The 22,615-nt window shown below is 75.2% G+C and carries 15 protein-coding genes and 1 riboswitch; of the genes, 11 read left to right on the plus strand and 4 right to left on the minus strand.

The window, feature by feature from the left end:
• The first annotated feature begins 1 nt into the window (after position 1).
• The 3 genes from pheT to KKR89_RS07960 all read left to right on the plus strand — a co-directional run bounded on the left by pheT (position 2) and on the right by KKR89_RS07960 (position 9,712).
• Positions 2 to 2,581 (plus strand): phenylalanine--tRNA ligase subunit beta, encoded by a 2,580-nt coding sequence (gene pheT, locus KKR89_RS07950; RefSeq protein WP_208197750.1) that lies wholly within the window; start codon positions 2 to 4, stop codon positions 2,579 to 2,581.
• Between the two features lie 292 nt (positions 2,582 to 2,873).
• Entirely contained in the window at positions 2,874 to 7,850 is a 4,977-nt protein-coding gene (locus KKR89_RS07955; RefSeq protein ID WP_307802238.1) for an ExeM/NucH family extracellular endonuclease, read from the plus strand.
• A 203-nt stretch (positions 7,851 to 8,053) separates the two neighbouring features.
• Positions 8,054 to 9,712, plus strand: coding sequence for a 5'-nucleotidase (locus KKR89_RS07960; protein ID WP_208197751.1), 1,659 nt, complete (start codon positions 8,054 to 8,056; stop codon positions 9,710 to 9,712).
• Between the two features lie 18 nt (positions 9,713 to 9,730).
• On the opposite strand, the gene KKR89_RS07965 is transcribed toward KKR89_RS07960, so the two are convergent.
• The gene (locus KKR89_RS07965; protein ID WP_208197752.1) at positions 9,731 to 10,807 is read right to left on the minus strand and encodes an LLM class flavin-dependent oxidoreductase; all 1,077 of its coding nucleotides are present in this window, start codon (positions 10,805 to 10,807) and stop codon (positions 9,731 to 9,733) included.
• Positions 10,808 to 10,907: 100 nt separating this feature from the next.
• Positions 10,908 to 12,218, minus strand: a complete 1,311-nt coding sequence (locus KKR89_RS07970; protein WP_208197753.1) for a TrpB-like pyridoxal phosphate-dependent enzyme — start codon at positions 12,216 to 12,218, stop codon at positions 10,908 to 10,910.
• Between the two features lie 164 nt (positions 12,219 to 12,382).
• Positions 12,383 to 12,481, plus strand: a riboswitch (TPP riboswitch).
• Between the two features lie 49 nt (positions 12,482 to 12,530).
• On the opposite strand from KKR89_RS07970, the gene thiD reads away from it, so the two are divergent.
• Positions 12,531 to 14,003, plus strand: a complete 1,473-nt coding sequence (thiD, locus tag KKR89_RS07975) for a bifunctional hydroxymethylpyrimidine kinase/phosphomethylpyrimidine kinase (protein ID WP_208197754.1) — start codon at positions 12,531 to 12,533, stop codon at positions 14,001 to 14,003.
• Between the two features lie 46 nt (positions 14,004 to 14,049).
• Positions 14,050 to 14,679, plus strand: a complete 630-nt coding sequence (locus KKR89_RS07980) for an HAD family hydrolase (protein ID WP_208197755.1) — start codon at positions 14,050 to 14,052, stop codon at positions 14,677 to 14,679.
• An 18-nt stretch (positions 14,680 to 14,697) separates the two neighbouring features.
• Here the strand turns inward: KKR89_RS07980 and KKR89_RS07985 are convergent, their stop codons facing one another.
• Both KKR89_RS07985 and KKR89_RS07990 read right to left on the minus strand, forming a co-directional pair.
• A complete protein-coding gene (locus tag KKR89_RS07985) occupies positions 14,698 to 15,450 on the minus strand; it encodes a DsbA family oxidoreductase (RefSeq protein WP_251141071.1) in 753 nt (250 codons plus the stop codon).
• Positions 15,447 to 16,430, minus strand: coding sequence for a quinone oxidoreductase family protein (locus tag KKR89_RS07990; protein WP_208197756.1), 984 nt, complete (start codon positions 16,428 to 16,430; stop codon positions 15,447 to 15,449). Before KKR89_RS07990 ends, KKR89_RS07985 begins: the two co-directional genes overlap by 4 nt.
• Positions 16,431 to 16,513: 83 nt before the next feature.
• Here KKR89_RS07990 and argC point away from each other — a divergent pair, with 83 nt between their 5' ends.
• The 6 genes from argC to KKR89_RS08020 are packed head-to-tail and all read left to right on the plus strand — an operon-like array spanning position 16,514 to position 22,574.
• Complete coding sequence (gene argC / locus KKR89_RS07995) at positions 16,514 to 17,578, plus strand: N-acetyl-gamma-glutamyl-phosphate reductase (RefSeq protein ID WP_208197757.1); 1,065 nt, start codon at positions 16,514 to 16,516, stop codon at positions 17,576 to 17,578.
• Entirely contained in the window at positions 17,575 to 18,801 is a 1,227-nt protein-coding gene (gene argJ / locus KKR89_RS08000; RefSeq protein WP_208197758.1) for a bifunctional glutamate N-acetyltransferase/amino-acid acetyltransferase ArgJ, read from the plus strand. Before argC ends, argJ begins: the two co-directional genes overlap by 4 nt.
• Positions 18,798 to 19,817 (plus strand): acetylglutamate kinase, encoded by a 1,020-nt coding sequence (gene argB, locus KKR89_RS08005; protein ID WP_208197759.1) that lies wholly within the window; start codon positions 18,798 to 18,800, stop codon positions 19,815 to 19,817. Before argJ ends, argB begins: the two co-directional genes overlap by 4 nt.
• Positions 19,814 to 21,142, plus strand: a complete 1,329-nt coding sequence (locus tag KKR89_RS08010; protein ID WP_208197760.1) for an acetylornithine transaminase — start codon at positions 19,814 to 19,816, stop codon at positions 21,140 to 21,142. Before argB ends, KKR89_RS08010 begins: the two co-directional genes overlap by 4 nt.
• Positions 21,139 to 22,071 (plus strand): ornithine carbamoyltransferase, encoded by a 933-nt coding sequence (gene argF / locus KKR89_RS08015; protein ID WP_208197761.1) that lies wholly within the window; start codon positions 21,139 to 21,141, stop codon positions 22,069 to 22,071. The genes KKR89_RS08010 and argF overlap by 4 nt, the downstream gene beginning before the upstream one ends.
• Complete coding sequence (locus tag KKR89_RS08020) at positions 22,068 to 22,574, plus strand: arginine repressor (protein ID WP_208197762.1); 507 nt, start codon at positions 22,068 to 22,070, stop codon at positions 22,572 to 22,574. The genes argF and KKR89_RS08020 overlap by 4 nt, the downstream gene beginning before the upstream one ends.
• Positions 22,575 to 22,615: the final 41 nt, after the last annotated feature.

Below are 22,615 nucleotides of genomic sequence, written 5' to 3' on the forward strand. Positions count from 1 at the left end.
CATGCCTCGTATCCCGCTGACGTGGCTCGGCGAGCACGTCGAGCTCCCCGCCGACCTCACGGCCGAGCAGCTGGCCGCCGACCTCGTGCGGGTGGGGCTGGAGGAGGAGGAGATCCACACCTCCGGCGTGACCGGCCCGCTGGTCGTGGGGCAGGTCGTCGAGCTGACGCCCGAGCCGCAGAAGAACGGCAAGACCATCAACTGGTGCCGCGTCGACGTCGGCGGGCACAACGACCTCGACGACGCCGGCGAGCCGACGGTCCCGCGGGGCATCGTGTGCGGCGCGCACAACTTCGGTGTCGGCGACCGCGTCGTCGTCGCGCTGCCCGGCGCGGTGCTGCCCGGGCCGTTCCCCATCGCGGCGCGCAAGACCTACGGACACGTGTCGGACGGCATGATCTGCTCGGCGCGCGAGCTGGGGCTCGGGGAGGACCACGCGGGCATCATCGTGCTGTCCCGCCTGGGTTACGGCGAGGACGTCACGACGCCGGGGACGGACGCGCTGCGGCTGCTCGGCCTCGCGGACGAGGTGCTCGAGATCAACGTCACGCCCGACCGCGGGTACTGCTTCTCGATGCGCGGCGTCGCGCGGGAGTTCGCGCACTCGACCGGTGCCCGCTTCACGGACGCGGGTCTCGCGACGGACGACGTGCTGCGCGAGCGGCCCGCCGGGTTCGCCGTCGACATCGACGACGACGAGGGCATCCACGGGGTGCCGGGCTGCGACCGCTTCGTCGCGCAGGTCGTGCGCGGCGTGCGTGCGTCCGGGCCGTCGCCCGCGTGGATGCAGCGTCGGCTCACGCAGGCCGGGATGCGTCCCATCAGCCTCGCGGTCGACGTGACGAACTACGTCATGCTCGACCTCGGCCAGCCGATGCACGCGTACGACCTCGGCGCCCTCACGGCGCCCGTCGTCGTCCGGCGCGCACGACCGGGCGAGCGGGTCACGACCCTCGATGACGTCGAGCGCCGCCTCGACCCGCAGGACCTGCTCATCACCGACTCGACCGGCGGGCGCGGCGAGCGCGTGCTCGGCATCGCGGGCGTCATGGGCGGTGCGGACTCCGAGGTGGGGGAGGCGACGACCGACCTGCTCCTGGAGGCCGCGCACTTCGACCCGGTGAGCGTGGCGCGGTCCTCACGGCGCCACCGGCTCACGTCGGAGGCGTCCAAGCGGTTCGAGCGTGGCGTCGACCCGCGGCTCGCCCGCGTGGCCGTCGCCCGCGCGGCCGCGCTGCTCGTGGCGCACGGCGGCGGGACCGTCGAGGACGCGCTGACCGACGTCGACCGCACGCGTCCGCCGGCGCCCGTGGCGTTCGATCCCGCGCAGGCCGCGCGGCTGGTCGGCGTGCCGTACACCGACGACGAGGTGCGCACGACGCTCACCGAGATCGGCTGCGCGATCGACGACGCCGACGTGCCGTGGCAGGTGCACGTGCCGTCGTGGCGCCCCGACCTGACTGCGGGCGTGGACCTCGTCGAGGAGGTCGCGCGCCTGCGCGGCTACGACGCGATCCCGTCGGTCGTGCCGGCCGCGCCCACCGGGGGCGGTCTCACCCGTGGTCAGCGGCTGCGGCGCGCGGTGGCCGACACGCTGGCCGCCGGGGGCCTCGTCGAGGTGCTGAGCTACCCGTTCGTCGGTGCCGACCAGCTGGACGCGCTCGGCCTGCCGGCCGACGACGAGCGCCGCCGCGCCGTGCGGCTGGTCAACCCGCTCGCCGATGGTCAGCCGCTCATGCGCACCGACCTGCTGGTGACGCTGCTCGACACCGCGCGCCGCAACGTCGCGCGCGGCAACGTCGACCTCGGCCTGTACGAGCTGGGGCTCGTCACGCTGCCCGGTGCCGGAGCGCAGCCCGCGCCCCGCCTGCCGGGCGGGGTCCGGCCGAGCGACGAGCAGCTCGCGACGCTCGAGCGGGCGGTGCCGGCGCAGCCGCTGCACGTCGCAGGTGTGCTCACGGGCCTCGTGGAGCCGGCCGGTCCGGGCGGTGCCGGACGCCGGGCCGGGCTCGACGACGTGCTCGCGCACGTCCGGCGGGTCGCGCAGGTCGTGGGGGTCGAGGTGTCGGCGACGGCTGACCGGGAGCGGGCGCCGTTCCACCCGGGGCGGTGCGCACGGCTGGTCGCCGCGTCGGGGAGCGTCGTCGGGCACGCGGGCGAGCTGCACCCGCACGTGGTCGCCGCGCTCGACCTGCCGGCGCGCGCCGTCGCGTTCGAGCTCGACCTCACGGCGCTGCTCGCGGCATCGGACGACGAGCCCGTCACGGCCGTGCCGGTGTCGACGTTCCCGGTCGCCAAGGAGGACGTCGCGCTGGTCGTGGCGGACGACGTGCCGGCCGCCGACGTCCTGACCGCCGTCCGCGCGGGTGCCGTGGCGAGCGTCGCGGGCGACGTCCTGGAGGACGTGCACCTGTTCGACGTGTACACGGGCGACCAGGTGGGCGCCGGGCGCAAGTCGCTGGCCTTCGCGCTGCGGCTGCGCGCGGCCGACCGCACCCTCACGGCGGCCGAGACCGCCGCGGTGCGTGACGCCGTCGTCGCCGAGGCGCACGCCCGCGTGGGTGCGACGCTGCGCGCCTGACGGTCGACGACGCGGGCCGCGGGGAGCACCCCTGCGGCCCGCGTCGTGCTGTGCAGGACGCGGCGGCCCCGGCGAGGGGTCCGGCGGGCGGCGGGCTCCGCGGCGGGCGTGGCCGAACCCGGACGATCCGGGCGTCGTCCGACGAGTTCACCAGATAGTTACTAGCGGGTAGTTGCGGCGAATCGGGTGAACCACGCAAGGTGAGGTCGGCCGTCCAGGTGACGGCCGACCTGCCCGCGCGACGGGGCGTGCGCCACGCGTCCCCCCTCGTGCCCGACGGAGGGGACCCCCCGTGCACGCACGACCTCGAACGGCCACCGGGGCGCTGACCGCGCTCGCCCTCATGCTCACCGGCGGCGTCGCCACGGCGGGGGCCGCGCACGCGGCCGTCTCGCCCGACGCGCCGCTGCTGGTCAACGAGGTCTACGGGGGCGGTGGCAACTCGGGTGCGCCGTTCGACCGGGACTTCGTCGAGCTGCACAACCCCGGCACGGAGCCCGCCGACCTCGCGGGCTACTCGCTGCAGTACGCGTCCGTGACGGGCGCGTCGTGGCAGGTGACGGCGCTGAGCGGCAGCGTCCCCGCGGGTGCGACGTTCGTCGTGGGGCAGGCGCTCGGCAGCAACACCGCGGCACCCGACGTGCCGGTCGACCTCGAGGGCACGGGCGTCGCGATGAGCGGCACCAACGGCAAGGTCGCGCTCGTGCGGGGCGCCACGGCGCTCACGTGCAGCACCGGCTGCGCGGGCCTGGACACCGTCGTCGACCTCGTCGGGTGGGGTCCGACGGCGTCGTCGTACGCCGGCTCCGGGCCTGCTCCCGCCACGACGAACGCGACGTCGGTCGCGCGCGACGCCGCGTCCACGCACACCGCGGACAACGCCGCGGACTTCACCGCGGGGACGCCGACGCCGACGCCCTCGGGCGTCGAGCCCGAGGAGCCGGGCGACCCTGTCGACGCGACGATCGCCGAGGTGCAGGGCACCGGCGACGCCTCGCCGCTGGTCGGCACGACCGTGACGACCGCGGGCGTCGTCACGGCGGCCTACCCGACGGGCGGCCTGGACGGCTACGTGCTGCAGACGCCGGGCTCGGGCGGCGGCGGCCCCGCGGCGCGGACCGGGTCCGACGCCGTCTTCGTGTACTCGCCGGCGACCGTCGGGCAGGTCACGACCGGTCAGCACGTGCAGGTCACGGGTGTCGTCGCCGAGTTCCACGGCCTGACACAGGTCGCCGTCGCGTCCGGCGGCGTCGAGGTCCTGCCCCCGGCGGACGCCCCGACCGCCGTCAGCGGCGCCTGGCCGGCCGACGCGGCGGCGCGCGAGGCGCTCGAGTCGATGCTGTTCCTGCCCACGGGCGACCTGACGGTCTCCGACACCTACAGCACGAACCAGTACGGCGAGGTCGGTCTGGCGACCGGCACGACTCCGCTGCTGCAGCCCACCGAGGTGGGGCGGCCCGGGTCCCCGGAGGCCGCCGCGGCCGCCGCCGACAACGCCGCCCGCAAGGTCGTGCTCGACGACGGTGCGACCACCAGCTTCCTCGACAGCGGCAACGGCGGTCTGACGCCTCCGTACGTGTCGCTCCAGAACCCCGTGCGCGTCGGCGCCGCGGTGCAGGTCACCGAGCCCCTCGTCGTCGACTACCGCAACAGCGCCTGGAAGCTGAGCCCGACGGCCCGCGTCGTCGCGGGCGGCCCTGCGCCGGTGACGTTCGAGAACGACCGCACGGCCGCTCCCGAGCCCGTCGGCGGGGACCTGTCCGTCGCGTCGTTCAACGTCCTGAACTACTTCACGACGCTGGGCGACGAGGACGCCTCCTGCGTCGCCGAGACCGACCCGAGCGGCGAGCCGGTGACGGTCCGCGGGGGCTGCGACCAGCGCGGGGCGTGGGACGCCGACGACCTGGCGCGGCAGCAGGCCAAGATCGTCGCGGCGATCACGGCGCTCGACGCCGACGTCGTGGGGCTGCTGGAGATCGAGAACTCCGCGCGCGTCGACGGCGTGCCCGACGAGGCGCTCGCGACCCTCGTCGACGCGCTCAACGCGGCCGCCGGCGCCGGCACGTGGGCCTACGTGCCCTCGTCGCAGGAGCTGCCGCCCGCGGCCGAGCAGGACGTGATCACCAACGCGATCATCTACCGGCCCGCCGCCGTGGCCCCCTCGGGACCGTCGCGCGCGCTGGGTGACCAGAGCGGTGACGACCAGGCGTTCGGCAACGCGCGCGAGCCGATCGGCCAGGTGTTCGCGCCGGTCGACGGGGGCGAGCCGTTCCTCGTCGTCGTGAACCACCTCAAGTCCAAGGGCTCGCCCGGCCCGTGGCCCGGCGACGCCGACGCCGGTGACGGGCAGGGCGCGTCGAACGAGTCGCGCGTGCGGCAGACGACGGCGCTGCGTGACTGGGTGCCCACCGTCCAGGGCGACGCGCAGGCCGTCGCGCTCGTCGGTGACTTCAACGCGTACACCCTGGAGGACCCGCTGCAGGTGCTGTACGACGCGGGGTACGTGGACGCGGTCGCGGCGCTCGCGCCCGGGCAGTACAGCTACTCGTTCGGCGGGCTGTCGGGCTCGCTCGACCACGTGCTGCTCAACGAGGCGGCCGCCGCGCGCGCGACCGGCGCCGACGTGTGGGAGATCAACGCCGAGGAGTCGATCGCGCTCGAGTACAGCCGGTACGGCGACCACGGCACGTCCTTCCACGCGCCGGACGCGTACCGCTCGTCGGACCACGACCCCGTGGTCGTCGGCCTGGCCGCCGGCGACGCGAACGAGGGGCCGGTCGACCTGACGTTCCTCAACATCAACGACTTCCACGGCCGCATCGACGCGAACACCGTGAGGTTCGCGGGGACGGTCGAGCAGCAGCGCGCGGCGGCCGAGGGCCCCGTGGCGTTCCTGTCGGCCGGTGACAACATCGGCGCCTCGCTCTTCGCGTCCTCGGTGCAGCAGGACCAGCCGACCATCGACGTGCTGAACGCGCTCGGCCTGGCAGCCTCGGCGATCGGCAACCACGAGCTCGACAAGGGGTACGACGACCTGGTCGACCGCGTGATCGCCGGCGGCACCAACGCGGCCTTCCCGTACCTGGGGGCCAACGTGTACGTGGACGGCACGACGACGCCGGCGCTCGACGAGTACGCGCTGATCGACATGGCCGGCGTGACCGTCGGCGTGATCGGCGCCGTCACGCAGGAGACGCCGACGCTCGTCACCCCGGCGGGCGTCGCGGGCCTCGACTTCGGCGACCCGGTCGAGGCGGTCAACCGCGTGGCCGCGCAGCTGACCGACGGCGACGCGTCCAACGGCGAGGCCGACGTGATCGTGGCCGAGTACCACGAGGGGGCCGGGGCCGGCACGCCGGACGGCGCGACGCTGGAGGACGAGCTCGCCGCCGGCGGCGCGTTCGCCGACATCGTGACGCAGACGGACACCGCGGTGGACGTCGTCCTGACGGGCCACACGCACAAGCAGTACGCGTGGTTCGGTCCGGTGGGCGACGGCGACGCGACGCGGCCCGTCCTGCAGACCGGGTCGTACGGCGAGTTCCTCGGCAAGGTCGTCCTGACGTACGACCGGACGACCGACGAGGTCACCGCCGCGACGGCCGAGAACGTCGCGCGCACCACGACCCCGGACGCCGACCTCGTGGCGGCCTACCCGCGCGTCGCCGCGGTGGCGGACATCGTCGCGGACGCGCTCGCGTACGCCGACGAGGTCGGCTCCGAGCCGGTCGGTTCGGTGACGGCCGACATCACCACGGCGTTCAGCGGTGGTTCGTACGTCGACGGCGTGTACGTCGGGTCGGCACCGGGCACGACCACGGGACGCGACGACCGCAGCCGCGAGTCGACGCTCGGAGGGCTCGTCGCCGACGCGCTCCTCGACGCGCTGGCGGCACCCGAGCGCGGCGGCGCGCAGATCGGCGTCGTCAACCCCGGCGGGATGCGCGCGGAGCTGGTCCACGCGCCGGACGGCACGATCACGTACGCCGAGGCCAACGCGGTGCTGCCGTTCGTCAACAACCTCTGGACGACCACGCTCACGGGCGCCCAGGTGGTCACCATGCTCGAGCAGCAGTGGCAGACCAACGCGGACGGCACGATCCCGAGCCGCCCGTACCTGCAGCTCGGCCTGTCGGACAACGTGACCTACACCTACGACGCGTCGCGCGACCTCGGCGACAGGATCACGTCGGTCACGGTCGACGGCGCGCCGATCGACCCGGCCGCCGACTACCGCATCGGGACGTTCTCGTTCCTCGCACAGGGCGGTGACAACTTCCGGGTCCTCACGCAGGGCCGGGGGACGGCCGACTCGGGCCTCATCGACCGCGACGCCTGGATCGCGTACCTCGAGGCGCACCCGGGTCTGTCGCCCGACTTCGGCGAGCGGGCCGTGGCGGTCCCCGAGCTCGCGCCCGTCGCGGCGGGCGGGGAGCTGACCTTCACGGTCGGCGGCCTCAACCTGACGAGTCTCGGTGCCCCCGAGAACACGCAGGTGGAGGTGCGTCTCGGTGACGACGTGCTCGGCACCTTCCCGCTCGTGCGGGGAGAGGCCGGCCCCGACGCGTCGGCGCAGGTCACGGTCACGCTGCCGGGGGACCTGACGCCCGGTGGGCACGTCCTGACCGTCGTGGCGACGCCCAGCGGGACGGTCGCGAGCGTGCCGTTCACGGTCGAGGACGGCCTGGCGACCTCGGCCACGGCGCTCTCGGCGTCGCCCGCCACGCAGGTGTTCGGCACCCGGGGGACGCGGGTCCGGCTCACGGCGGTCGTGACGTCCGCGGGGCCGGTCACCGGGGCCGTCCGGTTCGTGGCGGGGGACGACGTGCTCGGCACGTCGACGCTGCGCGACGGACGCGCCGTGCTGACGCTCCCGGCGCAGACCCCGGCGGGGACCTACGAGGTCGTGGCCGTGTACGCCGGGACCGACGCGGTCGCGGGCTCGCAGTCGGCGCCCGTCACCGTGACGGTCGCGCAGGCGAGGAGCAGCACGTCGCTGGCCGTCGTGCAGTCGCCGCTCCCGCGGCTGCTCCCGTCGGCGTGGGTCGCCACCGCGGGCCTCGAGACGCGCACCCTGCCCGCGGGGACGGTCGAGCTGCGCGAGGGAGACCGCGTCGTGTCCCGGGCGCGGGTCGTCCTCGGCCTGGCGATCGGGACGGTGCCGCGTGACCTCGGAGCGGGCAGCCACCGCCTGACCGCGGTCTTCGTGCCCGACGACGCAGCGAACGTCGCGGGCAGCGCGAGCGCCGCGGTGAGCGTCCGCACCTGACCGGGCTCGCCGGACCACCCGCCCCGTGCGGGTGGTCCGGCGGCCCGTCGCCGTGCGGTCCCGCCAGGTCGACGCCGTGGACCCCTTGTCGCAGCGCGCAGGTGGTCGCAGAGTGGGACCCGTCGCCGCGTCACCGCCGGCCGGCGCGGACCGGGCGCTGCGGCACGGGTCGCGCAGGGGGCGGGCCCGCACCTGGAGGCGTCGTGCACCCGTGGCGGTCGGTGGTCGTTGCTCTCGTCCTGGCAGGCACGCTCGGCGTGCCGTCGCCCATCCCGCCGGCCGCGGCCGCGGCCGAGCCCGGTGACGCACTCGTCGGGTGGGTCACCGCCTCCGCGACGCGGGCCTTCGACGAGGCGGTCCTCGTCGGTGGCGAGGTGGTGCTCCCCGGCCCCGTCCCGGGGCCGGACGGCGGGGACGTCACGCGGGAGTCGGCGCTCGGCAACCTCGTGGCCGACGCGGCCCGTGCGGCCCGCTACACCCCGGCGGCCGACCCGCAGATCGGGGTCTCGACGCCCACGGCCCTCGCGGCCGACCTGCTCTACGACGTGCCCGACACGCAGTGGCCGCCGGATCCCGGGTACCCGGAGCGCAGCCGCGTCACCGATGCCGAGCTCGTGGCGGTCCTGCCGGAACCGGAGGAGCTGTGGCAGGTGACCCTCACGGGCGCCCGGCTGCAGGCGCTGCTCGAGGAGCAGTGGCGGACCGACACCCGCGAGGGCCGCCCCGACCTGCACCTCGGCCTGTCGGCCAACGTCGTGTACACGTACGACGACACGCGCCCCCGGGGCGCACGCGTGACGTCGCTGAGCATCGACGGCACGCCCGTCGACCCCGCCGCCGGGTACCGGCTCGTCGTGCCGGCGTCGCTCCTGCAGGGCCCGGACGCGTTCGGTGCGCTCGCGGGGGTGAGCGACCGTGTCGCGACCGGCCGCACCGACCGTGACGCGCTGCGCGCGGCGCTGGGCCAGGTGGCGACGCCGGACACCGATCCCCGCGCCCTGGGTGTGTCGCACCTGTCGGACCCGGTCGTCCCGGAGTCGACCCTCGAGCTGCGCCTCACGGGCGCGGGGACCGCGAGCCTGGGTCCCGCGCCGGGACCGGTCGAGATCAGGCTGTCCGGTGTCGAGCTGACCCTGAACCTCCACCTGCCCCGCGACGGTGACCCGGAGGGGCCGGTCGACGTGCGTCTGGCCGTCCCCGCCGGCGTGCCCGCCGGGCCGGGCGTGCTGGGCATCACGGTGGTCCCGGGAGGCACCGAGGCGCGGCTCCCGGTGGTCGTGGGCCCGGGGCGCACGGCCACCACGCTGAGGCTGGACGGGAACGGGCAGTCGCAGGTGTACGGGGACCTGGACCCCGTGGTCCGCGTCCGTGCCTCCCTCACGCCGGTGACGGCGCCGGGCCCCGTGGAGTTCGAGGTGGAGGGGGCCGCGCCCGTGCGCGTGCCGGTCGTGGACGGTCTCGCCGAGTACCGGCTGCCGTCCACGACACCGGTCGGTGAGTACGTCATCACCGCCCGGTACCCGGGCGACGCGGCGTACGCCCCGGCGCAGGCCGGTCCGGTGCGGGTCAGCGTGCGGCCTGTGGTCTCGGGCACGACGCTCACGATGCGCCGCCCCGCGTCCTGGCTGCCTGTCGTGTGGGTGTCGGACGTCCGCCTCGACACGGGCGCGCAGCCGACGGGTCGTGTGGAGCTGCGCGAGGGGACGCGGGTGGTGGCGCGTGCCCGCGTCGTCCGCGGGTTCGCGGCCGGTCCGGTCCCGGCCCTGGGTGCCGGTGTCCACCGGCTCGTCGCCGTGTTCGTGCCCGACGAGCCGCGCAACGTCCTGGGCAGCCGCAGCACCGCCGTCACGGTGCCGCGCTGAGGGGGCCGGCCCGGCCGCTCAGGTCAGGGCCGGTTCCCGCAGCAGTCCGAGCAGCTGGTCCCCGACCCGCGCGGTCTCGTGCAGGTACGGGGTGTCGGAGAGCACGAAGTGCGTCACGCCGAGGTCGCGGTAGCGCTGCAGCGCGGCGGCCACGTCCGCGGCGGAGCCGACCAACCACGTCGTGCCCGCGCCCCCGCCGCCGTACCGCCCCGGCGCGGTGTACAGGCAGGAGTCGAGGACGTCCCCGCGGGCGCCCAGCTCCAGCAGGCGCTGCTGACCCACGGCACGTCGGCGCAGCGGGTCGGGCGGCCGGGTCCCCGCGGTCTCGGCCATGCGTGCCACCTTCTCCTCGGCGTCGTGCCACGCCTCCTGCGTGGTGTCACGCACGAGCGTCGTGACCCGCAGGCCGAACTCGAGCGGGGGGTGCCGCCGCCCGACCTCGTCGCTCAGTGCCCGCAGGCGCGCGACCCGCTCGGCGACCCCGTCGAGCGGCTCGCCCCAGAAGAGCTGGACGTCGGCCTCGGCGGCGGCGACGCGCTCGGCGGCCGGCGACGCGCCGCCGAAGTAGAGGCGCGGGTGCGGACGGCCCGGGCGAGCCACGGGGCGCGGTGCGAGGGTCGAGTCGTCGACCCGGTAGTGCTCGCCGTGGAACGTGACGTGCTCCTGGGTCCACAGGCGTCGGACGAGGTCGAGGAACTCCCGCGTCCGCGCGTACCGCTGCGCCTGGTCCCCGGCCGTGTCGCCGTACTGCGCGACGCCGTCGTGCCCGCTGACGACGTTGACGAGCAGCCGACCGCCGGACAGCCGGTCCAGGGTCGCGGCGGCGCTCGCGAAGTGGGCGGGCTGCCAGTAGCCGGGGCGGACGGCCACGAGCGGCTGGAAGGTGGTCGTGCGGGCAGCGAGCGCGGTGGCGACGGTGAACGTGTCGGGCCGGCCCCACCCCGTCCCGATGAGCGCACCCTCCCACCCGTGCGCCTCGGCGGCGCGCGCCAGCTCGGTCGACAGGTCGAGCGAGCCCCAGCCGTCGGCCGTGTCGTCACCGCGGTGACCGGGCTCGACGGTGTTGGGGATGTACCAGAGGAAGTGCGTGCCCATGCGGACTCCTTGTGCCGGTGTGCCTCCCCGAGACGATAAGCCGACAAGAAGGGTCAAGATAAGACGGTGCCCACGTCGTGGTCACGGCCCTGCCGTGACGTCAGACGTAGTCGTGGTAGGCGGGCAGGTCCAGGACGCCGTTGCCCGACAGGCCGATGAGGATCGTCTCGTCCGTCGTCGCGGCCCGCGCGTGGGCGAACGCAGCCGCCAGGGCGTGCGTCGACTCGGGCGCCGGGATGATGCCCTCGGCCCGCGCGAACTCGATGCCGGCGGCGAAGGCGGCGTCCTGCTCGACCGCGACGGCGTCCAGGAGCCCCAGCGCGTAGGCGTGGGAGACCATCGGAGCCATGCCGTGGTACCGCAGCCCGCCCGCGTGGATGGGCGGCGGCACGAAGTCCTTGCCGAGCGTGTGCATCTTGAGCAGCGGCGTCAGGCCCGCGACGTCACCGAAGTCGTACCGGTACTCGCCCTGGGTCATCGACGGGCAGGCCGCCGGCTCGCAGGCCACGACGCGGGTCGTCGCCCCGTCGCGCAGGTTGCGGCCGAGGAACGGGAAGCTCAGCCCCGCCAGGTTCGACCCGCCGCCAGCGCACCCGAACACCACGTCGGCGGTCTCGCCCAGCTCGTCGAGCTGCGCGAGTGCCTCCTGACCGATGACGCTCTGGTGGAGCAGGACGTGGTTGAGCACCGAGCCCAGCGCGTAGTGCGCCTTCGGGTCGTTCGCCGCGACCTCGACGGCCTCGCTGATCGCCATGCCCAGCGACCCCGTGGTCGTCGGGTCGGCCGCCAGCATCGCGCGGCCCGCAGCGGTGAGGTCCGACGGTGACGGGTGGCACGTCGCGCCGTACGTCTCCATCTGCATGCGCCGGTAGGGCTTGCCGTCGTAGGACGCGCGGACCTGCCAGACCTCGCACCCGAGGCCGAGCAGCGCGCAGGCCATCGACAGCGAGGCGCCCCACTGCCCGGCGCCCGTCTCGGTCGTGAGCCGCGTGATGCCCTCGAGGGCGTTGTAGTACGCCTGCGCGACGGCGGTGTTCGGCTTGTGCGAGCCGGCGGGGGAGCCGCCCTCGTACTTGTAGTAGATCTTCGCGGGCGTCCCCAGCGCGCGCTCCAGGCGTCGCGCGCGCAGCAGCGGTGCCGGGCGCCACAGGGCGTAGATCTCCCGGACCGTCTGCGGGATCTCCACCCACCGCTCGGTCGAGACCTCCTGCGCGATGAGCGCCATCGGGAACAGCGGCGCGAGGTCGTCGGGCGTCAACGGCTCACGCGTGCCCGGGTGCAGCGCGGGCGGGCACGGCTCGGGCAGGTCGGCCGCGAGGTTGTACCAGTGCGTCGGGACGGCGGACGGGACGACGGTGCCGACCGGGTCGGTCAGCGGTGCGGGTCGGGTCGTGCCGGGGGAGGTGGTCATCTCGCCTCGCAGGTTCGGGCGCGGGGGCGCGCGTGGTCGGAGCCGGACCGCCCGCGTAGGTCCCGCCGTCGACGACCCGCACGGGGAGCGTAGCCCCCGGTGCCTGCGCGCGTCCGAGGGTCGAGACCACGAGATGGCGGGCCGGACGCCACGGTCTAGGGTCGACCCGAGACACGGGGTGCCCTGTACCGAGCAGGGCTGAGATCACACCCGTCGAACCTGATCTCGTTCGTACGAGCGAAGGGATGTCCTCATGACGTCTGCCGTCCTGTCCCCGCACGACCTCGCCGCCGCGCTGCCGGCGCTGACCCGATGAGCTGCGCAGGCAGCCGCGTGCGGGTCCTGTCCGTCGCGGGCACCGACCCGACGGGGGGCGCGGGCATCCACGCGGACCTCAAGTCGTTCGCGGCGCACGGCGCGTACGGCATGGCCGTGGTCACCGCGCTCGTCGCGCAGAACACGCACGGCGTGCGGGCGGTCCACGTGCCCGACGTCGCCTTCCTGCGCGCCCAGCTCGACGCCGTGAGCGACGACGTGACGGTCGACGCCGTCAAGATCGGCATGGTCGGCACCCGGGCCGTGGCGGACGAGGTCGCGGCGTGGCTCGCGCACACGCGGCCCCCGGTGGTCGTGCTCGACCCGGTCATGGTCGCGACCAGCGGGGACCGGCTGCTCGACGCCGACGCGCAGGACGCGGTGCGCCGGCTGGTCGCGCAGGCGGACCTCGTGACCCCCAACCTCCCGGAGCTGGGCGTGCTGCTGGGTGAGGGCACCGCGGCCACGTGGGCCGACGCGGTGCGCCAGGCCCGCCGGCTCGCGACCGCCGCGGACGTGACCGTGCTGCTCAAGGGCGGCCATCTGCCGGGGGACGCGAGCCCCGACGCCGTGGTCGACGCGACCACGGTGACCGAGCTCGACGCGGTTCGCGTGAGCACCACCAGCACGCACGGCACGGGCTGCTCGCTCTCGGCGGCCGTCGCCGCCCTGCGGCCCCGTCGGCCCGACTGGGTGACCGCGGTCCGCGAGGCGAAGGAGTGGCTCACCGGCGCGATCGCCGCGGGCGAGGCGCTCGGGGTCGGGTCCGGACGCGGGCCCGTCGACCACCTCCACCACGCACCCGCCCTCGGCGCGCGGCCGTTCAGTGCCGACGCGTGGGACCGCGTCGCGGACCTGCGGGCCGCGTGCGACGACCTGCCGTTCGTGCGCGGGCTCGCCGACGGGTCGCTGCCCGTCGAGGAGTTCGAGCAGTACCTCCACCAGGACGCCCTCTACCTCGCGCAGTACTCCCGCGTGCTCGCGCGGGCGAGCCAGCTGGCCCCGGACGGCGTGGCGCAGGTGTTCTTCGCGCAGGGCGCTGCCCGCTGCCTGGACGTCGAGACGCTTCTGCACGCCGAGCGCCTGGCACGCGCGGGGACGCGCTGGTCCGGCCCGGCGAGCGCCGCCACGACCGCGTACGTGGACCACGTGCTGGCCGTGGCGGCCACGGGCTCGTACGCGGAGGTCGTGGCCGCGGTGCTCCCGTGCTACTGGCTCTACGCGGACATCGGCGCCCGCATCCTGGTGCGCGCCGGTGACCTGGCGGGGCACCCGTACGGGGACTGGGTCGGGACGTACGGCGACCCGGCGTTCGCCGCGGCCTCGGCGCGGGCCTGCGACCTGGCCGACGCCGCCGCTCGCGAGGTCGGTGCCGCGACGCGCGCGCGGATGCTCGCGGCGTTCGTCACGTCGTGCCGGCACGAGGTCGCGTTCTTCGACCAGGTCCGGGCGCTCGCGCCGTCCCGGTGACCGCGGGGGGCGGCGCCGGGCGACCCGGGCGGCACGGTGCGGCAGAGTGGTCGCCGTGGACGTGCGCGCCGTGGTCCTGGACGTCGGGGAGACGATCGTCGACGAGACGCGCGCCTGGACCCGGGCCGCCCACGACGTCGGTGTGACGCCGCTCGCGCTCATGGGGGTCCTGGGCGCGCTGGTGGAGCGCGGCGAGCCGCACGCGCGCGTGTGGGACGTCCTCGGGGTCGACCCACCGGTGACGCGGTCGACGATCGGCGCCGTGGACCTCTACCCCGACGCGCTCCCCACGCTGCACGCGCTGCGCGCGGCCGGGTACGTCGTCGCGATCGCCGGCAACCAGCCGGCGGCCGCCGAGGAGCAGCTGCGTGCCGCGGGCGTCGACCTCGGGCTCGTCGCGTCGTCAGCGCGCTGGGGCGTCGCCAAGCCCGCGCCGGCGTTCTTCGCGCGCGTGCTGAGCGAGCTCGACCTGCCGCCGGGCCAGGTGCTGTACGTCGGCGACCGCCTCGACAACGACGTCCTGCCCGCCCGCGCGGCGGGCATGCGGACCGCGTTCCTGCGTCGTGGACCGTGGGGCTACGTGCACGCCCTGCGGCCGGAGGTGGCGCTCGCCGACGTGCGGGTCGACTCGCTCACGGAGCTGACCCGCCTGCTCGGCGGGCCGCCGCCGGGATGACGCGCGGCCGGCGGGCCGCTAGCAGGAGCCGTCGGTGCAGGCGTCGCCGACCGGCACGGCAGCGAGCGGGTTGGCGTCCCGCCACCCGGCGTCGAGCAGCTGGGCGAAGACCTCGGCCGGCTGCGCCCCGGACAGCGCGTACCTGCGGTCGACGACGAAGAACGGCACACCCGTGACACCGATCTCCCGGGCGGTGGCGAGGTCGTCGCGCACGGCGTCCGCAGCGTCGTCCGCGGCCAGGGCCGCCGCGACGCGTGCGTCGTCCCAGCCGTGCGCGGCGAACCCGGCCCGCGCTGCGAGCGTCACCAGGGCGCCCTCGGCGCCGAGGTCGACGCCCTGCTCGAAGTGCGCCGAGAACAGCGTCTCCATGGTGGCCTCGACGAGCGGTGACCCGCCCGCCGCGCGCGCGAGGTGCAGCAGCCGGTGGGCGTCGAACGTGTTGAACGCCAGCGTGCGCGCGAAGTCGTACCGCAGGCCGTCACCGGCGGCGGCGCTCGTGACGTGCGCGAACATCTGCTCCACCTGCTCGCGCGGCAGCCCCTTCATCTCGGCGAGGGCGTCGATCTCGGGCCGCCCGGGGCCCGTCGGTGTCTCGGGGGAGAGCTGGTAGGAGCGCCAGACCACGTCCACGTGGTCGCGGTGCGGGAAGTCGCGCAGCGCGGCGGCGAACCGGCGCTTGCCGACGTAGCACCAGGGGCACGCGACGTCGGACCAGATCTCGACGGTCAGGGTGCGGGGCGGTGCGGCGAAGGTGGGGACGGCGAGGTTCACGGGAGCAGGAGCACCTTTCCGGTGGTGGCGCGCCCCTCGAGGGCGCGGTGGGCGTCGGCGGCGTCGGCCAGGGGGAACGTCGCGCCGACGCGCACGTCGAGCGCGCCCGCGACGACGGCGTCGAAGAGCTCGGTGGCGCGCCACACCAGCTCGTCACGCGTGGCGGTGTAGTCGCCGAGGGTGGGGCGCGTGACGTACAGCGAGCCGGCGGCGTTGAGGCGCTGCAGGTCCACGGGCGGCACCTGCCCCGAGGAGGCGCCGAACAGCACGAGGGTCCCGCGCCGGGCGAGCGAGGCGAGCGACGCGTCGAACGTGTCCTTCCCGACGCCGTCGTACACCACGTCGACGCCCCGGCCGCCGGTGAGGTCGCGCACGAGCGCCGGCAGCTCGGTGCCGAGATCCGACAGCTCGCGGTAGCGCACGACATCGGCGGCTCCCGCCGCGCGCGCCAGGTGCTCCTTGTCGGCCGACCCCACCGTGGAGACCACCCGCGCGCCGCGTGCCGCGGCCAGCTGCGTGACGAGCAGGCCGACGCCGCCCGCACCCGCGTGCAGCAGCACGTCGTGCCCCGCGGCGAGGGTGAACGTCGAGGCGACGAGGTAGTGCGCCGTCATGCCCTGCATCGGCAGGGCCGCCGCGGTGGCGTCGTCGACGCCCGCCGGCACGGGCAGCGTGTCGGCCTCCCGCACGGCGACCAGCTCGGCGTAGGAGCCGGGTGCGGACGACCACGCGACGCGGTCGCCGGGCGCCAGGGTCGTCACGTCGGACCCGGTCTCGACCACCTCACCCGCGCCCTCGGATCCCACCACGTGCGGGAACCGCATACGGTAGATGCCCCGACGCCGGTAGGTGTCGATGAAGTTCACGCCCGCCGCGGCCACGCGCACGACGACCTCGTCGGGCGCGGGTCGGGGGTCGGGGACGTCGGTGACCTGGAGGACCTCCGGGCCGCCGGCCCCGGTCGCGATGACAGCGCGCATGTATGCCGCAACCGCCGGGCACCGGTGACCTGTTCCCGCGCACGCCTTGGTATTTGTCTGCACTCGACTGTATGTTCATGCACATGACGTTCACGGTGGCGGTGGCCGGAGCCAGTGGGTACGCCGGCGGAGAGGTCCTGCGGCTGCTGCTCGACCACCCGCAGGCACGCATCGGCACGCTCACGGCGCACTCGAGCGCCGGCACGCCGCTCGGCGCCCACCACCCGCACCTGCGCGACCTCGCCGACCGCGTGCTGGAACCGACGACCGCCGAGGCGCTCGCGGGCCACGACGTCGTCGTCCTCGCGCTGCCGCACGGCGCGAGCGGCCGGGTCGCGGCCGAGCTGGAGGCCCTGGGGGAGGACCCCGTCGTGCTCGACCTCGGCGCCGACCACCGGCTCGTCGAGCCGGGCGACTGGGAGACGTACTACGGCAGCGCGCACGCCGGCACGTGGACGTACGGCCTGCCGGAGCTCGTGGTCGGCGGGTCGCGGGGCCGGCAGCGCGAGCGCCTCGCCGGTGCGCGGCGCATCGCGGTCCCGGGCTGCAACGTGACCGCCGTGACGCTCGGCCTGCAGCCCGGCGTCGCCGCGGGGCTGCTCGACACCACGGACCTCGTCGCCGTGCTCGCCGTCGGCTACTCCGGTGCCGGCAAGTCCCTCAAGCCGCACCTGCTCGCGTCCGAGGGTCTCGGTGCGGCCGTGCCCTACGCGGTCGGCGGCAGCCACCGCCACATCCCCGAGCTGGCCCAGAACCTGCGCAGCGCGGGCGCGGGCGACGTCCGCACGTCGTTCACGCCCGTGCTCGTGCCCATGCCGCGCGGCATCCTCGCGACCGCCACGGCCCGGCTCGCCCCCGGCGTCACCGCCGACGACGACGCGCTGCGCGAGGTGTGGCGTGCCGCCTACGCCGACGAGCCCTTCGTGCACGTGCTGCCCGCGGGCGAGTGGCCCACCACGGCGTCGACCACCGGGGCGAACACCGCGCTCGTCCAGGTGGCGCTGGACGCCCGCGCCGGGCGCGTCGTGACAATCACGGCGATCGACAACCTCGTCAAGGGGACGGCCGGCGGCGCCGTCCAGTCCCTCAACCTCGCGCTCGGGCTGCCGGAGACGCTCGGCCTGCCCCGGAACGGGGTCGCCCCGTGACCGACCACCTGGGACCCGCGCTCGCCGGTACGTCACCCGGCACGTCGCCCGGCGTCACGGCGGCCGCGGGCTTCCGCGCGTCCGGCGTGACCGCCGGCCTCAAGGCGTCCGGGAGCCCGGACCTGGCGCTCGTCGTCAACGACGGCCCGCGCCAGGCGGCCGCCGCGGTCTTCACGACGAACCGCATGGTCGGCGCGCCCGTCGTCTGGTCGCGCCAGGTGGTCTCCGACGGAGTCGTGTCGGCCGTCGTCCTCAACTCCGGTGGCGCCAACGTCAGCACCGGTCCGGAGGGCTTCCTCGACGCGCACCTGACGGCCGAGCGCGTCGCCACGGCTCTGGGCGTCTCGGCGGGCGACGTCATCGTGTGCTCGACGGGCCTGATCGGTGAGCGGCTGCCGCGCGAGAACCTGCTCACCGGCGTCGACCTCGCCGCGGCGGCGCTCGCACCGGACGCCGGACCGCAGGCCGCGCGCGCCATCATGACGACGGACTCGGTGCCCAAGACCGCGCACGTCACGGTCGACACGCCGGACGGGTCGTTCACGGTGGGCGGCATGGCCAAGGGCGCGGGGATGCTCGCACCCGCCATGGCCACCATGCTCTGCGTCGTGACCACGGACGCCGACGTCGAGGCGCGCGTGCTCGATGCCGCCCTGCGGGCCGCGACCGCGGTGACGTTCGACCGGGTCGACTCGGACGGGTGCATGTCGACGTCGGACACGGTCACGCTGCTCGCGTCCGGTGCGTCGGGCGTGGCACCGTCGCTCGACGTGCTCGCCGACGCCGTGCTGCGGGTCTGCGCGTCGCTCGCCCGCCAGCTCGTCGCCGACGCCGAGGGCGCGTCGCACGACGTCGCCGTCCACGTCGTCGGGGCCACGAGCCAGGACGCGGCGCTCGCGGTCGCCCGCGCCGTCACGCGCTCCAACCTCTTCAAGGCCGCGATCTTCGGCAACGACCCCAACTGGGGCCGGGTGCTCGCCCAGGTGGGGACCGTCCCCGAGGCGGTCGCGCCGTTCGACCCCGAGGCCGTCGACGTGTCGATGAACGGCGTCATGGTCTGCCAGGCTGCCCGTGTGCACGCCGACCGCAGCGACGTCGACCTCGCGTCCGCGCGCGAGGTCCACGTCGTGGTCGACCTGCACGCGGGCGACGCGTCCGCGACCGTCTGGTCGAACGACCTCACGCACGACTACGTCCACGAGAACAGCGCGTACTCCACATGAGCGGAAGCCACGTGACACCCACCGGCGTGCCCGACGACTTCGTCTTCGACACCCGCACCGACCTGCGGGCCGAGCAGAAGGCCGAGGTCCTCGTCGAGGCGCTGCCCTGGCTGCAGCAGTTCGCCGGGGCGCTCGTCGTCGTCAAGTACGGCGGCAACGCGATGATCGACGACACCCTCAAGCGGGCGTTCGCCGAGGACATGGTCTTCCTGCGGCAGGTCGGGCTGCGGCCCGTGGTCGTGCACGGCGGCGGCCCGCAGATCAACGCGATGCTCGACCGCCTCGGCATCGCCAGCGAGTTCCGCGGCGGCCTGCGCGTCACGACGCCCGAGGCGATGGACGTCGTCCGGATGGTCCTGACCGGTCAGGTCTCGCGCGAGCTCGTCGGGCTCCTCAACGCGCACGCCCCGCACGCCGTCGGCCTGTCGGGCGAGGACGCGGGCCTGTTCCAGGCGCGGCGCCGCACGGCGGTCGTCGACGGGCACGAGGTCGACGTGGGCCTCGTCGGCGACGTCGTGCAGGTCAACCCCGGTGCGGTGCTCGACCTCCTCGACGCCGGACGCATCCCCGTGGTCTCCACGGTCGCACCCGACATCGACGACCCCACCCAGGTGCTCAACGTCAACGCGGACACGGCGGCGGCCGCGCTCGCGGTCGCGCTGGGTGCACGCAAGCTCATCGTCCTGACCGACGTCGAGGGCCTGTACACCGACTGGCCGGACCGGACGACGCTCGTGCGCCGCATCCGCGCCTCCGCGCTGGCCGAGCTCCTGCCGCGTCTCGACGCGGGCATGCGGCCCAAGATGGAGGCGTGCTGGCGCGCCGTCCAGGGCGGGGTGCCGCGTGCGCACGTCATCGACGGCCGCGCGACGCACTCGATCCTCGTCGAGGTCTTCACGTCCGAGGGCGTCGGCACGATGGTGCTGCCGGACGCCGATCCCGACGGGCACCCGTCGACCGTGCCGGTGCGCGCCGTGCGCCTGGCGACCCAGGACCAGCAGGAGGTCGCACCGTGACGACGACGCCCGATCAGGCCGTGGCCGCACCGCCCGGGGGGTCGGCGCGCCACCGCGCCGCCGGCGCCGACGAGGCGCTGCCGCTGCCCGCGGCCGTGGGCTCGGTCGCCGAGTGGACCGACCGGTACACCCACGCGGTCATGGACACGTTCGGACCGCCGCAGCGGGTGCTGGTGCGCGGCGAGGGACCGTACGTGTGGGACGCGGACGGCAAGCGGTACCTCGACCTCCTCGGCGGCATCGCGGTCAACTCCCTCGGGCACGCCCACCCGACCCTCACCGCCGCCGTCAGCGCGCAGCTGGGGACCCTCGGGCACATCTCGAACTTCTTCTCCAGCCCGGCCCAGATCGCGCTGTCGGAGCGTCTGCTCGGGCTCGCCGACGCGCCGCAGGGTTCCCGGGTGTTCCTCACGAGCTCGGGCACGGAGGCCAACGAGGCCGCGCTCAAGCTCACGCGCCGGCACTCCGCGGGCACCCGACCCCGTGTCCTCGCGCTCGAGGGGGCCTTCCACGGCCGTTCGATGGGTGCGCTGTCCCTCACGCACAAGCAGGCGTACCGCGAGCCGTTCGAGCCCCTGCCACCGGGCGTCGAGTTCCTGCCCTTCGGCGACACCGACGCCCTGCGCGCCGCGTTCGAGCACGGCGGCGACCAGGTCGCCGCGCTCTTCGTCGAGCCGATCCAGGGCGAGGCCGGCGTGCGCACGGTCCCCCCCGGCTACCTCGCGCTCGCGCGTGAGCTGACGACGGCGCACGGCGCGCTCCTCGTGCTCGACGAGGTGCAGAGCGGCATGGGACGCACGGGCCGGTGGTTCGCGCACCAGCACCCGCACATCGGCGGCGGGATCCGGCCGGACGTCGTGACCGTGGCCAAGGGCCTCGGCGGCGGCTTCCCCGTCGGCGGCCTGGTCGCGCTCGGGCCGGACGTCGCGGCGCTCCTCGGCCGCGGCCAGCACGGGACGACGTTCGGCGGCAACCCCGTGGCCTCCGCCGCGGCGCTCGCGACGATCGGCGTCATCGAGCGTGACGGCCTGCTGGAACACGTCACGACGCTGGGGGAGCGGCTGCGCGAGCGGCTGCGCTCGACCGGCAACCCGCTCGTGCGCGAGGTGCGCGGCGAGGGCCTGCTCATCGCGGTCGAGCTGGTCCGGCCCGTCGCGGCCCAGGTGGTCGCGCACGCGCTCGAGGCGGGGTTCGTCGTCAACGCGTGCACCCCCGGCACGCTGCGTCTGGCGCCGCCGTTCGTCCTCACCGACGAGCAGGTGCAGCCGTTCGTCGACCTGGTGGCGTCGCTGCCGGCCGGCCTCGCCCCCGAGGAGCCCGCATGACCCGCCACTTCCTGCGCGACGACGACCTGACGCCCGACGAGCAGCGGGTGGTGCTCGAGCTCGCGCTGGCGTTCCGCGAGGACCGGTACCTCCGCAGGCCCGCGGCGGGCCCGCGCTCTGTCGCGGTGATCTTCGACAAGCCGACGCTGCGCACCCAGGTGAGCTTCCTGACCGGGATCGCCGAGCTCGGCGGGTTCCCCCTGCTGCTCGAGGGGTCGCTCGCGCGGATCGGCGTGCGCGAGTCCGTCGCGGACACCGCGCGCGTGCTCGGGCGGCAGGTCGCGGCGATCGTGTGGCGCACGTTCGCGCAGGCGGACCTCGAGGAGATGGCAGCGACGGCGGGCGTCCCGGTCGTGAACGCGCTGACCGACGAGTTCCACCCGTGCCAGGTGCTGGCCGACCTCACGACCCTGGCGCAGCACCGGGGCGGCGTCGCGTCGCTCGCGGGCACGACGTTCGCCTACGTCGGCGACGGCGCCAACAACATGGCGCACTCCTACCTGCTCGGCGGTGCGACCGCCGGGCTCCACGTGCGCGTCGGCACCCCCGTCGACGCCCTGCCCGACCCGGCGGTGGTCGCCCGCGCGGCGGAGATCGCCGCGGCCACGGGCGGCTCGGTGACGGTCGTGCACGACCTCGTCGAGGCCGTCGCCGGTGTCGACGTGGTGGCGACCGACACGTGGACGTCCATGGGCCAGGAGGGCGAGGCGCAGGACAGGGAGCACCGGTTCGAGGCCTTCCGGCTCGACGCGGCGGCGCTCGCACTGGCCCGGTCCGACGCACTGGTGCTGCACTGCCTGCCGGCGTACCGCGGCAAGGAGATCACGGCCGAGGTGCTGGACGGCCCGCAGTCGGTGGTGTGGGACGAGGCGGAGAACCGGCTGCACGCGCAGAAGGCGCTCCTGACGTTCCTGCTGGAGCAGTCATGAGCTCGTCGACGATGGCCTCGACCAAGGCCGCGCGGCACGCGCTGATCATCTCGCTGCTGCAGCGCGGCATGGTCCACTCGCAGGGCGAGCTCGCGGCTCTGCTCGCGGACGAGGGCGTCACGGTCACGCAGGCCACGCTGAGCCGTGACCTCGTGGAGCTGCGTGCGGTCCGCATCCGGACCGCGGCGGGCGCGCTGGTCTACGCCGTCCCGGGCGAGGGCGGTGACCGCACGCCGACGACCTCGGGCACCGAGCACCTCGCGGCACGCCTGGCGCGCCTGTGCGCCGAGCTGCTCGTGACGGCCGAGGCCTCGGGCAACCTCGTGGTCCTGCGCACACCTCCGGGCGCCGCGCAGTTCCTCGCCTCGGCGATCGACCACTCGGTGCTGCCGACGGTGCTCGGCACGATCGCGGGGGACGACACGGTCCTGGTCATCTCACGTGACCCCGGCGGCGGTGACGCGCTGGCGGCCCGGTTCCTCGTGCTGGCGGGCGAGGGCTGAGACCGGTTATGCATAGGTCCGCAGGACGATGTATGTTCATG

Origin of the sequence: Cellulomonas dongxiuzhuiae, assembly GCF_018623035.1 — a bacterium.
In the GTDB taxonomy this organism is placed as follows: Bacteria; Actinomycetota; Actinomycetes; order Actinomycetales; family Cellulomonadaceae; genus Cellulomonas; species Cellulomonas dongxiuzhuiae.

What these genes read in the sequence shown, in the direction of transcription:
- pheT (WP_208197750.1), top strand. Translation starts at nt 2, where the DNA reads ATGCCTCGTATCCCGCTGACGTGGCTCGGCGAGCACGTCGAGCTCCCC.
- KKR89_RS07965 (WP_208197752.1), bottom strand. Translation starts at nt 10,807, where the DNA reads ATGGGCACGCACTTCCTCTGGTACATCCCCAACACCGTCGAGCCCGGT.
- KKR89_RS07970 (WP_208197753.1), bottom strand. Translation starts at nt 12,218, where the DNA reads ATGACCACCTCCCCCGGCACGACCCGACCCGCACCGCTGACCGACCCG.
- thiD (WP_208197754.1), top strand. Translation starts at nt 12,531, where the DNA reads ATGAGCTGCGCAGGCAGCCGCGTGCGGGTCCTGTCCGTCGCGGGCACC.
- KKR89_RS07990 (WP_208197756.1), bottom strand. Translation starts at nt 16,430, where the DNA reads ATGCGCGCTGTCATCGCGACCGGGGCCGGCGGCCCGGAGGTCCTCCAG.
- argC (WP_208197757.1), top strand. Translation starts at nt 16,514, where the DNA reads ATGACGTTCACGGTGGCGGTGGCCGGAGCCAGTGGGTACGCCGGCGGA.
- argB (WP_208197759.1), top strand. Translation starts at nt 18,798, where the DNA reads ATGAGCGGAAGCCACGTGACACCCACCGGCGTGCCCGACGACTTCGTC.
- argF (WP_208197761.1), top strand. Translation starts at nt 21,139, where the DNA reads ATGACCCGCCACTTCCTGCGCGACGACGACCTGACGCCCGACGAGCAG.
- KKR89_RS08020 (WP_208197762.1), top strand. Translation starts at nt 22,068, where the DNA reads ATGAGCTCGTCGACGATGGCCTCGACCAAGGCCGCGCGGCACGCGCTG.